We start from the raw sequence: 14688 nt of genomic DNA, 5'->3' as shown, positions 1-14688 counted from the left end.
GGTAGTTCCGTGATTTCAGCCCCAGCATTTTCAGGCATTTAGCCCCAAAACACACTACCACTTAGTAGGTATTACCCTTCTTAATCAGTAAGTTAGCTAAGTGGCAGCCTTGATCCAAATCAAGCATCATTAAGCGGTTCTTTCTATGATGTGCCTACTGAATAAGTAAAAACCGTCTGTTCATGCAGGACAAGACCAGGAGTGTACGATGAGTCACCTACTCGACAAACTGCGCTATTTTACTGCGCGCAAAGAGCCCTTCTCCGACGGGCATGGCGTTACCACCGATCAGGACCGCAGCTGGGAGCAAGGCTACCGCCAGCGCTGGCAGCACGACAAAGTGGTTCGCTCGACCCATGGCGTCAACTGCACCGGCTCGTGCAGCTGGAAAATCTACGTCAAAGATGGCCTGGTCACCTGGGAAACCCAGCAGACCGATTACCCACGCACCCGGCCGGACTTACCAAACCATGAGCCACGTGGCTGTCCGCGGGGTGCCAGTTACTCCTGGTACATCTACAGTGCCAACCGCTTAAAGTACCCCAAGATGCGCGGCCAGCTGATGAAGCTATGGCGCGAAGCCAAAGCGCAGCACAGCGATCCGGTGAAAGCCTGGGAGTCCATCATCAGCGATCCGGTCAAAGCCAAAAGCTACAAAGAGCGCCGCGGCCTGGGTGGTTTTGTCCGCGCCAGCTGGGATGAAGTGAACGAGCTGATTGCCGCCTCCAACACCTACACCGCCAAAACCTATGGCCCGGATCGCATCACCGGCTTCTCGCCCATTCCGGCGATGTCGATGGTGTCCTACGCCGCCGGTGCCCGTTACTTATCCTTGATTGGCGGTAACTGCTTAAGCTTCTACGACTGGTACTGCGACCTGCCGCCGGCTTCGCCGCAAATCTGGGGAGAGCAAACCGACGTGCCGGAGTCGGCCGACTGGTACAACTCCAACTACATCATTGTCTGGGGCTCGAACGTACCTCAAACCCGCACCCCGGATGCGCACTTTTTAACCGAAGTGCGTTACAAAGGCACCAAAACTTGTGTCATCACTTCAGATTACTCGGAAGCCTCCAAGTTTGGTGACACCTGGCTGGCCCCGCGTCAGGGCACCGATGCGGCTCTTGCCATGGCCTTTAGCCATGTGATTTTAAAAGAGTTCCACGTCGATAACCCAAGCACTTATTTTACCGACTACATCAAACGCTACACCGACATGCCAATGCTGGTGATGCTGGACGAGGCCGGCGACCACAAAACCCAGGGGCGCTTCCTGCGGGCGGCCGATTTGGTTGATCAGCTGGGTGAAAGCAACAACCCGGACTGGAAAACCATTGCCATCAATGCGGCAGATCAGCGTCTGACCAGCCCAAATGGCGCCATTGGCTACCGCTGGGGCGAAGATGCCGCCAAGTGGAACCTGGAGCAAAAAGACCGCCAGGGTGAGGTTGATTTAATGCTGAGCTTAAAAGATCAGCACGACGAACTGGTCGAGGTCGCCTTCCCCTACTTTGGCGGCGCGCCGCACGAGTACCAGTACTTCCAGCACACTGAGCACAGCGACCTTCAGCTGCGTAAAATTCCAGCCAAACGGGTGCAACTGGCCGATGGCAGCATCGCGTTAGTCGCCACTGTGTTTGATATGATGCTGGCGCACTACGGCGTCGACAACGGCCTGGGCGATGACAGTCGCGCCAAAAGCTTTGACGATAATGTACCGTACACCCCAGCCTGGCAAGAAGCCATTACCGGCGTCAAACGTGCCGATGTCATTCGCATTGCCCGCGAGTTCGCCCGCACCGCCGATAAAACCCGTGGTCGCTCCATGGTGATTGTCGGTGCGGCACTGAACCACTGGTACCACATGGACATGAACTACCGGGGCCTTATTAACATGCTGATGCTGTGTGGCTGTGTGGGCCAAAGCGGCGGCGGCTGGGCGCATTATGTCGGCCAGGAAAAACTGCGGCCGCAAACCGGCTGGGCCCCACTGGCCTTTGCGCTGGATTGGCAACGTCCGCCACGCCATATGAACGGTACCTCCTTTTTCTACAACCACTCCAGCCAGTGGCGCTATGAAAAACTGGACATGAGCGAAGTGATTTCGCCACTGGCCAACAAAGACAAGTGGTCTGGCAGCATTATCGACTTCAACAGCCGCGCCGAGCGCATGGGCTGGCTGCCTTCCGCACCGCAGCTTGGTGTGAACCCACTGGGCCTGGCAGCCGAAGCCAAAGCCGCCGGGGTGGAGCTAAAAGACTATGTGCTGCAGCAACTGAAAGAGCGCAAAGTCAAGTTTGCCTGCGAGCAGCCGGAAAACCCACAAAACTTCCCACGCAATATGTTCATCTGGCGCTCGAACCTGCTGGGTTCCAGTGGCAAAGGCCATGAATACATGCTGCGCCATCTGCTTGGCACCAAGCATGGTTTGCTCGGTAAAGACTTGGGCGAGTTTGGCGGCAAAAAACCGGAAGATGTGGAATGGACCGACCAGCCGGCCGAAGGCAAGGTCGATTTGTTCGTGACGCTGGATTTTCGGATGTCCACTACCTGTCTGTATTCCGACATCGTGTTGCCAACGGCCACCTGGTACGAAAAAGACGACATGAATACCTCGGACATGCACCCCTTTATTCACCCGCTGACCGCCGCCATAGATCCGGTGTGGGAAGCGCGCAGTGACTGGGACATCTTTAAAGGCATTGCCAAAGAATTCTCCCGCGTCTGCGTGGGCCATCTGGGCAAAGAAACCGATGTGGTCACCACCCCGATGCACCACGATACCCCGGCCGAGCTGGCCCAGCCGTATGGTGTCAAAGCCTGGTGGAAAGGCGAATGCGAAGCCATTCCGGGGAAAACCATGCCGCACATCAATGTGGTGGAGCGTGATTACCCCAACACCTACGCCCGCTTTACCTCGCTTGGCCCGCTGATGGAAAACATCGGCAATGGCGGCAAAGGCATTGGCTGGGATACCAAAGAAGAAGTCGAGTTCCTGCGTAAACTGAACCGCACCCACACCGGCGAAGGCATCAATCAAGGCCTGGCCAAGATTGAGTCGGCAGTCGATGCCTGCGAAGTGATTTTATCGCTGGCACCGGAAACCAACGGCCATGTGGCGGTAAAAGCCTGGGGCGCGCTGAGCAAAATTACCGGCCGCGATCACACCCACCTGGCCAAACCAAAAGAAGAGGAAAAGATCCGCTTCAACGACATCGTGGCGCAGCCGCGCAAAATCATCTCCTCCCCCACCTGGTCGGGTTTAGAAGATGAGCATGTGTCCTACAACGCCGGCTACACCAATGTGCACGAGTTGATCCCATGGCGCACCATCACCGGCCGCCAGCAGTTCTATCAGGATCACGAGTGGATGCGTGACTTTGGCGAGCAGCTGTGCAGTTACAAGCCGCCAATCAACCTGAAAACGGTGCAGCCGGTGCTGAACCAGAAGCCCAATGGCAACAAGGAAATTGTGCTGAACTGGATCACCCCGCACCAGAAATGGGGCATTCACAGCACCTACTCCGACAACCTGTTGATGCTGACCTTATCCCGCGGTGGCCCCATTGTCTGGTTAAGTGAAATCGACGCCAAAGCCGCCGGCATTGAAGACAACGACTGGATCGAAATCTTCAACGTCAATGGTTCTATTTCAGCCCGGGCTGTGGTGTCGCAGCGGGTGCCGGAAGGCATGAGCATGATGTACCACGCTCAGGAGCGGATTGTGAACGTACCGGGCTCGGAAATGACCGGCAGCCGCGGCGGCATTCACAACTCGGTGACCCGGGCCGTGATGAAGCCAACCCATATGATTGGTGGCTACGCCCAGCAGGCCTATGGCTTTAACTACTACGGCACCGTCGGTTGCAACCGCGACGAGTTCGTCATTGTTCGCAAAATGAACAAGGTCGATTGGCTGGATACCGAATAAGGTTGGAGTAAGGAGTTATCATGAAAATCAGAGCACAAATCGGCATGGTGCTGAATCTGGACAAATGCATTGGCTGTCACACCTGCTCCATCACCTGCAAGAACGTCTGGACCTCGCGCGAAGGCGTGGAGTACGCCTGGTTCAACAACGTTGAAACCAAGCCGGGCATTGGCTTTCCAAAAGAATGGGAAAACCAGGACAAGTGGAAAGGCGGCTGGCAGCGAAAAAGCAACGGCAAGCTGGTGCCCAAAATCGGTGGCAAACTGCGGGTGCTGGCGAATTTATTTGCCAACCCGGACCTACCGGAAATCGACGACTACTACGAGCCGTTCGATTTTGATTACCAGCATCTGCACAACGCCAAAGACAGCAAGCACCAGCCGGTCGCCCGGCCCCGCTCGCTGATCAGCGGCCAGCGGATGGAAAAAATTGAGTGGGGCCCAAACTGGGAAGAAATTCTTGGTACCGAGTTCGAAAAACGCAAAAAAGACCAGAACTTCAACGAAGTGGTGCAAAAAGACATCTACGGTCAGTTTGAAAAGACCTTTATGATGTACCTGCCACGGCTGTGCGAACACTGTCTGAACCCGACCTGTGTTGCCTCTTGCCCGAGTGGTGCCATTTACAAGCGCGAAGAAGACGGCATTGTGCTGATTGACCAAGACAAGTGCCGCGGCTGGCGGATGTGTGTGTCCGGCTGCCCGTACAAAAAAATCTACTTCAACTGGAAAACCGGCAAGTCGGAAAAATGCACCTTCTGCTACCCACGGATTGAAGCCGGCCAGCCCACCACCTGTTCAGAAACCTGCGTCGGCCGCATCCGCTACCTTGGCGTGCTGCTGTACGACGCCGACAAAATTGAAGCCGCGGCCAGCGTTGCCAACGAGAAAGACTTGTATCAGGCGCAGCTGGACCTGTTCCTCGACCCGCACGATCCCAAGGTGATAGAGGCGGCACGCAAGGAAGGCATTCCGGATAACTGGTTAAAAGCCGCCCAGCGCTCACCGGTCTACATGATGGCGATGGACTGGAAAGTGGCGCTGCCACTGCACCCGGAGTACCGCACTTTGCCGATGGTCTGGTACGTACCGCCACTGTCGCCCATTCAGAGCGCGGCCGAAGCCGGCCATGTCGGGATGAACGGTGAAATCCCGGATCTGAAATCGCTGCGCATTCCGCTGCGTTACCTGGCCAATATGCTGACCGCAGGCGACGAAGCACCGGTCGTTCGGGCGCTGGAGCGGATGATCGCGATGCGGGCCTATAAACGCTCGCAGCAGGTGGATGGCGTGGAAGATCTGGAAGTGCTGAAGCAGGTCGGCCTGAGCAAAGATAGGGTCGAGGAAATGTACCGCTACATGGCGCTGGCCAACTTTGAAGATCGTTTTGTTATCCCAACCAGCCACCGGGCTTACGCCGAAAATGCCTACGATTTAAAAGGCGAATGTGGCTTTAGCTTCGGCAATGGCTGTGGCGGTGGTGACAGCAAGCTGAACATCTTTGGTGGCAGCAGCAAAGGGGTCCGCAAAGTGATCCCGGTCACGGTAAAGGAGTAAGGCATGCGCATACTACAACTGATTTCCCTGTTGCTGGAATACCCAACCGAAGCGCTGTTGGCAGCCAAAGCCGACGCCAGACAACTGGTGGCGGAGTCGCCGCTGTCTGAAGCGCAGCAACAAGGCCTGCTCGATTTTATCGAGCAACGCTTTAGCGGCGATTTGATGGACTGGCAGTCCGATTACGACGGCCTGTTTGAGCGCGGCCGCTCCTTGTCCTTGCTGCTGTTTGAGCACCTGCATGGCGAGTCGCGTGACCGTGGTCAGGCCATGGTCGATTTGATGAATCAGTACAAGTCGGCTGGCCTGCAGATTGATGTGCGCGAGCTGCCGGATCATCTGCCGCTATACCTGGAGTTCTTAAGCACTCAGGGCGACGAGAATGCCGCTCTGGGCCTGGCTGAAGTGGCGCATATTCTGTCGGTGCTGCTGTGCCGGCTGGAGCAGCGCAACTGCAATTATCAGGTGCTGTTCAGTGCTTTGCTGGAACTGTCTGGGGTCGATGTGGAACTGGACTCGGTGCGCGAGCAGCTGAAAAACGAGCAGCGCGACGATACCAAAGAAGCGCTGGATAAAGTCTGGGAAGAAGAAATGGTGACCTTTGGCCCGGGCTCAGAACAGGATGGCTGCGGCAGCAGCCACAAACCCTCTGAAAAGCAGCGGCGCGATCACCACGTACCACTGCAATGGACCGATGCCAGCCAGGCACCCGGAAACACTGTCCGCTCAGGAGTTGCGTCATGAACTTTACAGATATGTTGTTGTTTGGGATCTACCCTTACATTGCTTCGGTGATTTTCTTTCTGGGCAGCCTGCTGCGCTATGATCGCGAGCAGTACAGCTGGAAAGCCCAGTCCAGTCAGATGCTGGATAAAAAGTACTTCCGCGTGGCCAGTGTGTTTTTCCATGTCGGCATCATTATGATCTTTGCCGGTCACTTTGCTGGCCTGGTGATCCCCTACGAAGTCTGGGATTTCCTTGGCATTACTCTGGCAGGCAAACAGCTGATTGCCATGGGCGTCGGTGGCTTCTTCGGTCTGATCTGTTTTATCGGCATGACCATGCTGGTGTACCGCCGCTTGTTCAATCCACGGGTACGCGCCAGCAGCTCGACCATGGATACGCTGATTTTGCTGCTGATTTACTGGCAGCTGATCCTGGGCATTCTGACCATCTTTGTCTCCACCGGTCATATGGACGGCTATGTGATGAAAGATCTGATGAGCTGGTCGCGTTACCTGCTGACCTTCCGTCCGGCTGAAGCCATTGGTTTTGTCGCGGATCTGCACTGGATTTACAAAGCCCATATCTTCTGGGGTGTGACCTTGTTCGTGCTGTTCCCGTTCAGCCGCCTGGTGCATATCTGGAGCGTGCCGGTTGGTTACTTCGGCCGCAACTATCAGGTGGTACGCCGTCGCTTTGGTGGCCGTAAGGCTTAAACACCAATGTCTGAAGGCGATGCTGGGGGAAGCAATAAAGGGGACCTGAACAGCATGGATGCTGGTCAGGCCCTGATTTTTGCTCCACCATCCAGCTCTGCCAGATCGCGGTATAAACAAACACCTTTTGGTCCATAGGAAATTTCAAATGATCCAAGTCAACCAAACCCAAATTTCTGAACAGGCCATCCTGGCAGAAATGCAGTACCACCCTGCCGACTCGCAGCGCGCTGCCATGCTAAAAGCTGCCGAGTCACTGGTGATTGCCGAGCTACTGCGCCAACGCGCCCAGCAGCTTGGGTTGGAAGTAGCCACCAATCAAAGCAGCACCAGCGAACACGATTACCTGGAACAGCTGATTGAACGCGAAGTGCCCATTCCGACCGCCAGCCGGCAAGAATGCGAGCACTACTACCAGCAAAACCCACAGCGTTTTACCAGCTCTCCCTTGCTCGAAGTGCAACACATTCTGCTGGCCGCAGCGCCGGATGATGACCAAGAGCGGGTGCACGCCAAAGCACTGGCCGAAGAATTGCTGCAACAACTGCAGCAAGGCCAGGCTTTTGCTGAACTGGCGCGCAAATACTCCGCCTGCCCTTCCAGCCAGACCGGTGGCAGCTTAGGCCAAATCAGCAAAGGCCAGACCGTGCCGGAATTTGAGCGCCAACTGTTCGCAGCTGAGGCGGGCCTGATGCCCGCGCCGGTTGAAAGCCGCTATGGCTTTCATCTGGTCTTTATTCAGCAAAAAATCGCCGGCCAGCCGCTGCCCCTTGCAGCTGTAGAGCAGAAAATTGCCGATTACCTGAATGAAAAAGTACGGCGCAAAGCCATCGCCCAGTACATCCATACCTTAGTGGTACAGGCCACTATTGAGGGTTACGATTTTAATTTATCAGACTCTCCTTTAATGCAATAGACCAAAGCACCCGACCTAAAGCACCGGCCGGGTGCCTTGGTATCACAAAAAAGCGACAACTTTATTTTTACCATTGGGAGGCAGTGGGTTAGACTTAATAGCAAGCTCTTTAAGAAAGGAATAGCATGCGCGCTTTGATCATTGAACCCAGCCCAACCTATCAGCGCATTTTGTCCCGAATGCTGGAAAGCTACGACTTCGATATTACTTTTGTTGATACTGCCACGGCTGGCTTTCGTGCCATGAGTGCTCACCACTTTCAGTTTATCTGTGTCGCCATGTACCTGGCAGATCTAACCGGCATCGAGTTTTGCCAGCAAGTTCGCGCCGACGATCAGGCCAAACACTTGCCGATTTTTATCGTAACGTCCGAGTCCAACCCTGAGCTTTTGTCCTCTGCCCTGGCCGCAGGTGCTACCGATATCATCCGTAAAGACGACTTACCACGACTGGAAGAGGCGTTGCATAGCCTGATCCCGCTTGGCCCATTTCGTTACAACATTAGTGGCAAAGCCCTGTATCTGGAAGACAGCCTGACCGTTGCCAAAGCCACCGATGCCAAGCTCAAGCGATTGGGCCTTTCGATGGACCATGCTTTTTCCATCAAACAGGCGCTGGAGCTGTTGCAGCACAATAAGTACGATCTTATTATGACCGATATCGTGCTGCAAGATAATGAAACCGGTATCGATTTTATCCAACAACTGCGCTCAGAGCCTCGCTTTCTACAAACCCCCATTCTGGCGGTAACCAGCCTGGAAAGCATCAATCGCCGTATTCTGGCGTTGCAATCCGGTGCCAATGATTACATTTCCAAGCCGGTATTGGATGAAGAACTCTTTGCCCGCATCAACAACCTGATTTCCGCCAACCGGCTGGTGGATCAATTAACCCGGGAACGACAGCGGCTGCTGGAGCTTGCCACCAAAGACCACCTCACCGGTCTGTACAACCGTCATTTTATGGGCGAAGTGGCTAAGCGCCGCTTTGCCGAAGCCCGCAAACAAGAGTTACCGCTGTCCTTGCTGGTGATAGATATCGATCATTTTAAACAAGTGAACGATCAACACGGCCACCATATTGGTGACAAGGTGTTAAAACGGATTGCCGAAGCCTTGCGCCAACAGTTTGCCGAGCACGACTGCATTGCCCGCTTTGGTGGCGAGGAGTTTGTGATACTGCTACATCAGCAAGATCTCGCCATGGCCACCGACAAAGCGTACCAGCTCTGCCAGCTGTTGTACCAGCTACAACCGGAAGGCATTGCGACCAGCGTCAGCATCGGTGTCACCAGCCTGAGCTCAGCCCATGAAGAGTTTTTTGATGAAGTCTTTGCCAGAGCCGACAAAGCCCTGTACCAGGCCAAGCAAAATGGTCGTAATCAGGTGGTGACTGTTTAATCCAGTCAGTCTACCCAAACAGGTAAACACAGACTCAACTTGCCCCCCGGAGCAGGTAACCTCTAGTACCCAGCTATTGGTAACTGAATGATTTTATTGATCTTCATCAATGGTTCCATCAGCAGCTTACCTAAGATAACGGCAATCACATCAGGAGATTGCCATGAAATCACCACTGTTCGCCCTACCTTGCCTCGCCTTGGTTCCCAGCCTGGCACTTGCCGCTGCAGATAGCAGCGCCAATACCCTGAGCGCTGCGCTGAATGATAGCCAGATCAATACCAATTTTCGCTACCGCATCGAGCATGTGGGACAAGACAATGCATTAAAAGACGCCCTGGCATCCACTCTGCGCAGCCGTTTAACCCTGACCACCGGCAAGGCTTATGGCTTGTCTGGTTTGCTGGAAGTGGACAATGTCAGTGTGCTGGGTGGCCAAACCTACCACAGCACCGTCAATGGCAACAGCCAGTACAGCGTGGTGGCCGATCCGAAAGGCACCGATATCAACCAGGCTGCCCTTAAGTACCAACTGAGTGAAGACACCAGTTTTACGATGGGACGCCAGCGCGTTAACCATCTGAATCAGCGCTTTTTAGGCGGTGTCGGCTGGCGGCAGAACGAACAAACCTATGATGGTTACCGGCTACAGCACAGTTTTACACCGGCCATCACACTGGATCTGGCCCGTTTGCACAACGTCAACCGGGTGTTTGGCCCCAAAGGCCCGGCGGCCAATCAGCGTGGTGAGTTTTATACCGGTCTTTTAAGCTGGCAACTCAACCCTAATCAGCAACTGGCAGCCTATGGCTACGATCTGGACTTTAACGACTGGGCCGTGCGCAGCAGCCTGACCTTTGGCCTGGACTACCAGGGCAAATGGGCCTTGGGCGAGCAACAAAGCTTTAGCCTGCAGTTAGCAGCAGCCAGACAGCAAGACCGCCATGATGCACCGCTGAGTTACCAACACCATTACCACCGGCTGCAACTGAGCTGGCAACAGCAAAAACTGCAATTGATAGCCGGCACCGAGCGGCTGGCCGGTGATGGCAGCAGTGCTTTTCAAACGCCGCTGGCTACCCTGCATGCCTTTCAGGGCTTTGCCGATTTGTTTTTAGTGACACCAAACGATGGTTTGCGCGATCAGTGGCTGGGGGTACGTCATCCTGCCGGCCCGGTACAGGTGGCACTGAACTACCACCGCTACCACAGCGATACCGATGGCCGGCGCTATGGCAGCGAGTGGAACCTGACGGCCAGTTACCGTTTCAGCAATCAGCTGCAGGGCATGCTAAAGCTGGCGGATTATCAGGCCAGTAACTTTGCCGTCGATAGCCGGAAACTCTGGCTGATGCTGAGTTATTCGATTTAAGTGTTTGATGTAACAACAAAGCTCTCGGAGGACAGTGATCGGGTACGCTAAGCAGACCTTTTTTGCCATGGATGGACACAAATTCGCAGGGAGCGGATTTGGACAGCTCCGCTGGCCCGCAGGGTGAACTGCATGGACGCAGTTCACAAAACAGAGCCCCCAGGGATGGGTTCACGGCGTGTCTGCGTGTGTTACCCGGTCACTGTTCTCAACACCAAACCCGATCGCTAGAGCCTCGGGTGTAGTTGTAAAGCAACACAAAGTATTTCTTACCAACTCCACAGCCAGTTTTCCTGGCTCCTCTGCACCGCCCCTGGTTTTCAGCGGGCGGTTTTTTTTAACTTACAGCAGCACTATCCATGAAGGGGTACAGGATCCAGCAAGCATGCGGCTCTGAGGGAATGGCAAGCCTGGACAGCAGCGAAACCTTGATCCAGATCAAGCTTCCCATCCACAGAACACCTACCCTAAAACACAAGATATAGACACAAAAACAATCAACAACACTATATATAGGTTTTTATGCTGCATTTTAGTATCGAACAGGTAGTTTGGCAGGAGGTTCCAGGGGAGGTCTCGCTGGCCTACACCATCACCGGCTGCACACTTGGCTGCAAAGGCTGCCACAGCACCGAGACCTGGGATGCAAGCCAGGGCACCCTGCTGACCGATGACTACTTTGAGCAACGTCTGAACCAGTACCGGGGCCTGATCAGCTGTGTGCTGTTTTTGGGCGGTGAATGGCACAGCACTGAACTACAACGCAAGCTGAAGCTGGCGCGCCGGCACGGCCTTCGCACCTGCCTCTACACCGGGCTGGATGATATCGATCCCAAGCTAAAAGCTGAACTGACCTATTTAAAAACCGGCCGCTGGCTGCCTGAGCGCGGCGGCCTGGACAGCCTTACTACCAACCAACGACTGGTGGATTTACGCACAGGCCAAACCCTGAACCACCGTTTTATCCGCTAAGCAAGGAGCTTGACTATGTTACGTTTACAACCTGACCAACTGCAGCAAAAACTGGATTTTATCGACCATTACTTAAGCGCCCAAAATGCCGCCGATGGCTCGAAAATGGATGCCAACGCCAATGTCACCCAGAAAAACATCGCCACCTTAGAAGCCGAAATGATGAAAGACATCTTTATTCAGGTCAATCGTGGCAAAGTCAGCCAGAAGATTGCTGAACTGTTTGGCCCTGAGCTGGCAAAAGAGTATGGCCGCCAAATCGAGCAGCATGAGATCTATGTGCACGATGAAACCAGCTTAAAGCCTTACTGCGTCTCGGTGACCCTTTACCCCTTCCTGCGCGATGGCCTGACCAAGCTCGGCGGTGAGTCAAAAGCGCCCCAGCATCTGGAGTCGTTCTGCGGCTGTTTCGTCAACTTTGTCTTTGCCATCAGCAGCCAATTTGCCGGCGCTGTCGCCACCGTCGAGTTCCTCACCTACTTCGACTACTTTGCCCGCAAAGACTACGGCGACAACTACCTGCAAACCCACCCCAAGCTGATTGCCAATCACTTGCAGCATGTGGTCTATGCGCTGAACCAGCCCGCCGCCGCCCGCGGTTATCAAAGCGTGTTCTGGAACATTTCGGTGTACGATCAGCACTACTTCGACAGCATGTTTGGCAACTTTGTTTTTCCGGATGACGACTTGACCAAACCCAACTGGTCGTCGGTGAATGCCCTGCAGCATTTTTTCCTCGATTGGTTTAATGAAGAGCGAAAAAAAACCATCCTGACCTTTCCGGTGGTTACCGTTGCCATGCTGACCGAACAGGGCCAGTGCAAAGATCAGCACTTTGCTCAAAGTATGGCCAAACAACTGGCCAACGACAGCTCCTTTTTTGTTTATCTGTCGGACAATGCCGACTCGCTGGCCTCGTGCTGTCGGCTGCGCAGCGAAATCAGCGACAACACCTTTTCTTACTCACTGGGCGCAGGCGGCGTCGCCACCGGCTCCATCAATGTGATTACCATCAATATGAACCGGCTGGTGCAGGATGGCCGCGATCTGGCCACCGAAGTCGATAAGATCCACAAGTACCAGGTGGCCTACCGCAAGCTGATGGAAGAGTATCTGGCCGCAGGTCTGCTCACCGTATACGACGCTGGCTTTATCACGCTGGATAAGCAGTTTCTAACCATCGGCATCAATGGCATGGTGGAAGCAGCCGAATCGCAAGGCCTGGTGGCCAGCAACAACCCGGCCTACATCGCCTTTGTACGGGAGCAGCTAAAAACCATTTTTGACGCCAACAAAGCCGCCAAAGCCAAATATGGCTATCTGTTTAACACTGAGTTTGTGCCGGCTGAAAACTTGGGGATTAAAAACGCCAAATGGGACCGGGAGGATGGCTATCAGGTACCACGCGATTGCTACAACTCCTACTTCTATGTGGTGGAAGACGAGCAGACCAATGCGCTGGATAAATTTCAGCTGCATGGCAAAGAGCTGCTGGATTACCTGGATGGCGGCTCGGCGCTGCATCTTAACTTAGATGAAAAGCTGGATGAAGACGGCTACCTGGCAATGCTGAACATAGCCGCCCATACCGGCTGCAATTACTTCTGCGTCAATGTCAAAATCACCATCTGCAATCAGTGCGAAGCCATCGATAAGCGCACCCTGCACCATTGCAGCCACTGCGGCAGCCTGGATGTAGATCACGGCACCCGGGTGATTGGCTATTTAAAACGGGTCTCGGCCTTTAGCAGCGGCCGGCGAAAAGAGCATGGGCTGCGGCACTATCACAGGACGCCTCAGCCGCTCCGCGCTCAGCCCACAATACCTCAGGCCGTTGCCGCAGAAGCTTAATCACCAAACGGCTACCCCATTCGGGGTAGCCACTGCCTCTTTTGCCTGATCGGCCAGCCGCGCTTTGGCTGCTACACTGCTCGACAGTAAGTTAACCGATATCAGGTGCCCTATGTTTTCAACCTATTCTCAGTTTATCGACATGGCCTGCCATCAGGCCGAGCCGCAGCGATTGTTGTTTGTGCTGGCAAAAGTCCAACTGCCCAAAGACGCAACCCTGGCGCAAAAAGCACGCTTTGAGCAAGGCGAAGGTGGTTATCTGGAGTCGGTACTTTGTGTCGATAAACTGCCGGAAGAAGTGCGGGATTTAGCGGCTTTTGTTGATGAGTCGAAAAAAACCGAGCTCGACTGGGATCTGGCCTTTATTTCCAGCATGGAAGGCCGCGCTGGCTTTGCACCTAACTCCGACGAAGCGGTTCAGCCACTAAAACTGATGGTGCAACGGATTGAAGCCGGCCAGGTGGCGAATTTTCTGGCGGTGAATAAGCAAGGTGAATTGCTGCAGTTTCAGTAAGCCTTGCAGTTCGCGCAGAGCAGCGATGCAGATACAGTCATGAGCAAAAAACCTGATTTGGCAACCGCCATGCTGCAGCTGATCGATGAGGTCAAAAACCGCTTTCCGCTGTACGAGCCTGACACTTATGTCTGCGGTATTCGCAACACCGACTGTCAGGGTTGCCCGAAAAAGCTGCTGGAAATGGTGGATTCGGAGCTGTGTTTTTGGGAAAGCGCCATCCGGCAAGGCCGTGCGCCAAGGTTTGATGAGTTACGACGCTTTGGCAAACTATGCCAAAGCGTCGAGCGCAACTTAATTCGCAATCAGTTGATAGCCGATACCTAACCAAACAGCATTGGTTTGGCCTTGGCCAGGTGGAAAATCGCCGCCAGTAAGCCAAGCGCCAGCACGGCAAAGCCAATCCGCAAACCTTTAGGCTTGCTGGGTTTCAGCGCCACCAGACCTGCGCCAATATAGCCGAAAAGCAGCACAATTTTCAGCCCTAGCCAACCGTGTGCCATCAACTGCCAGGGACCAAGCAGCCAAAGCGCCACAGCAAATGTCAGCAACAAGGTATCGTTGATGTGTGGAATAAAGCGCAGCGGTGTCTGACGCCAGCCTGGCTTGCCCACCGCATCCAGCACTAAGCGCAAGGTAAACAGCAACGCCGTTAAATAGGCAAACAGCATATGCAAATGCTTGATCGGCACATAGTATTCCATGGAGATCCTTATGGGTTTCAGCTAAGTATGGCT

Annotated in this window: 12 protein-coding genes; 11 read left to right on the top strand and 1 reads right to left on the bottom strand. The window is 54.4% G+C overall.

The window, feature by feature from the left end; genetic code table 11:
- Positions 1-208: 208 nt before the first annotated feature.
- From QWF21_RS04570 to QWF21_RS04520, 11 genes are all read left to right on the top strand, one after another.
- Positions 209-3931: a nitrate reductase subunit alpha gene (locus QWF21_RS04570; RefSeq protein ID WP_330086867.1), complete on the top strand. Its 3723-nt coding sequence runs from the start codon at positions 209-211 to the stop codon at positions 3929-3931.
- A 20-nt stretch (positions 3932-3951) separates the two neighbouring features.
- Positions 3952-5487 carry a nitrate reductase subunit beta gene (gene narH / locus QWF21_RS04565; protein ID WP_228591709.1) on the top strand — a complete coding sequence of 512 codons (1536 nt, stop codon included), beginning with the start codon at positions 3952-3954 and terminating at the stop codon, positions 5485-5487.
- A gap of 3 nt (positions 5488-5490) precedes the next feature.
- Entirely contained in the window at positions 5491-6231 is a 741-nt protein-coding gene (gene narJ, locus QWF21_RS04560) for a nitrate reductase molybdenum cofactor assembly chaperone (protein ID WP_330086866.1), read from the top strand.
- Entirely contained in the window at positions 6228-6926 is a 699-nt protein-coding gene (gene narI, locus QWF21_RS04555) for a respiratory nitrate reductase subunit gamma (protein ID WP_330086865.1), read from the top strand. The genes narJ and narI overlap by 4 nt, the downstream gene beginning before the upstream one ends.
- Positions 6927-7074: 148 nt before the next feature.
- The gene (locus QWF21_RS04550; RefSeq protein WP_330086864.1) at positions 7075-7842 is read left to right on the top strand and encodes a peptidylprolyl isomerase; all 768 of its coding nucleotides are present in this window, start codon (positions 7075-7077) and stop codon (positions 7840-7842) included.
- A 125-nt stretch (positions 7843-7967) separates the two neighbouring features.
- Entirely contained in the window at positions 7968-9242 is a 1275-nt protein-coding gene (locus QWF21_RS04545; RefSeq protein WP_330086863.1) for a diguanylate cyclase, read from the top strand.
- Between the two features lie 163 nt (positions 9243-9405).
- Positions 9406-10614, top strand: a complete 1209-nt coding sequence (locus tag QWF21_RS04540; protein WP_330086862.1) for an alginate export family protein — start codon at positions 9406-9408, stop codon at positions 10612-10614.
- 522 nt (positions 10615-11136) lie between these two features.
- Positions 11137-11586: an anaerobic ribonucleoside-triphosphate reductase activating protein gene (nrdG, locus tag QWF21_RS04535; RefSeq protein ID WP_330086861.1), complete on the top strand. Its 450-nt coding sequence runs from the start codon at positions 11137-11139 to the stop codon at positions 11584-11586.
- A gap of 15 nt (positions 11587-11601) precedes the next feature.
- Positions 11602-13437, top strand: coding sequence for an anaerobic ribonucleoside-triphosphate reductase (nrdD, locus tag QWF21_RS04530; protein ID WP_330086860.1), 1836 nt, complete (start codon positions 11602-11604; stop codon positions 13435-13437).
- Positions 13438-13549: 112 nt separating this feature from the next.
- The gene (locus QWF21_RS04525; protein WP_330086859.1) at positions 13550-13951 is read left to right on the top strand and encodes a ribonucleotide reductase subunit alpha; all 402 of its coding nucleotides are present in this window, start codon (positions 13550-13552) and stop codon (positions 13949-13951) included.
- Between the two features lie 39 nt (positions 13952-13990).
- Positions 13991-14278 (top strand): hypothetical protein, encoded by a 288-nt coding sequence (locus QWF21_RS04520; RefSeq protein ID WP_330086858.1) that lies wholly within the window; start codon positions 13991-13993, stop codon positions 14276-14278.
- On the opposite strand, the gene QWF21_RS04515 is transcribed toward QWF21_RS04520, so the two are convergent.
- Complete coding sequence (locus QWF21_RS04515) at positions 14275-14655, bottom strand: SirB2 family protein (RefSeq protein ID WP_330086857.1); 381 nt, start codon at positions 14653-14655, stop codon at positions 14275-14277. The genes QWF21_RS04520 and QWF21_RS04515 overlap by 4 nt on opposite strands.
- Positions 14656-14688: the final 33 nt, after the last annotated feature.

Source organism: Alkalimonas mucilaginosa, assembly GCF_036327005.1.
Classification (GTDB): domain Bacteria; phylum Pseudomonadota; class Gammaproteobacteria; order Enterobacterales; family Alteromonadaceae; genus Alkalimonas; species Alkalimonas mucilaginosa.
The sequence above is the reverse complement of the archived record's forward strand: the minus strand, read 5'-3'. Positions and strand labels throughout refer to the sequence as shown.

Excerpts from the sequence above, each read along its gene's own strand:
- nrdD (WP_330086860.1), top strand. The coding sequence starts at position 11,602 with ATGTTACGTTTACAACCTGACCAACTGCAGCAAAAACTGGATTTTATC.
- nrdG (WP_330086861.1), top strand. The coding sequence starts at position 11,137 with ATGCTGCATTTTAGTATCGAACAGGTAGTTTGGCAGGAGGTTCCAGGG.
- QWF21_RS04520 (WP_330086858.1), top strand. The coding sequence starts at position 13,991 with ATGAGCAAAAAACCTGATTTGGCAACCGCCATGCTGCAGCTGATCGAT.
- narI (WP_330086865.1), top strand. The coding sequence starts at position 6,228 with ATGAACTTTACAGATATGTTGTTGTTTGGGATCTACCCTTACATTGCT.
- narH (WP_228591709.1), top strand. The coding sequence starts at position 3,952 with ATGAAAATCAGAGCACAAATCGGCATGGTGCTGAATCTGGACAAATGC.
- QWF21_RS04525 (WP_330086859.1), top strand. The coding sequence starts at position 13,550 with ATGTTTTCAACCTATTCTCAGTTTATCGACATGGCCTGCCATCAGGCC.
- QWF21_RS04550 (WP_330086864.1), top strand. The coding sequence starts at position 7,075 with ATGATCCAAGTCAACCAAACCCAAATTTCTGAACAGGCCATCCTGGCA.
- QWF21_RS04545 (WP_330086863.1), top strand. The coding sequence starts at position 7,968 with ATGCGCGCTTTGATCATTGAACCCAGCCCAACCTATCAGCGCATTTTG.
- QWF21_RS04540 (WP_330086862.1), top strand. The coding sequence starts at position 9,406 with ATGAAATCACCACTGTTCGCCCTACCTTGCCTCGCCTTGGTTCCCAGC.
- QWF21_RS04570 (WP_330086867.1), top strand. The coding sequence starts at position 209 with ATGAGTCACCTACTCGACAAACTGCGCTATTTTACTGCGCGCAAAGAG.
- QWF21_RS04515 (WP_330086857.1), bottom strand. The coding sequence starts at position 14,655 with ATGGAATACTATGTGCCGATCAAGCATTTGCATATGCTGTTTGCCTAT.
- narJ (WP_330086866.1), top strand. The coding sequence starts at position 5,491 with ATGCGCATACTACAACTGATTTCCCTGTTGCTGGAATACCCAACCGAA.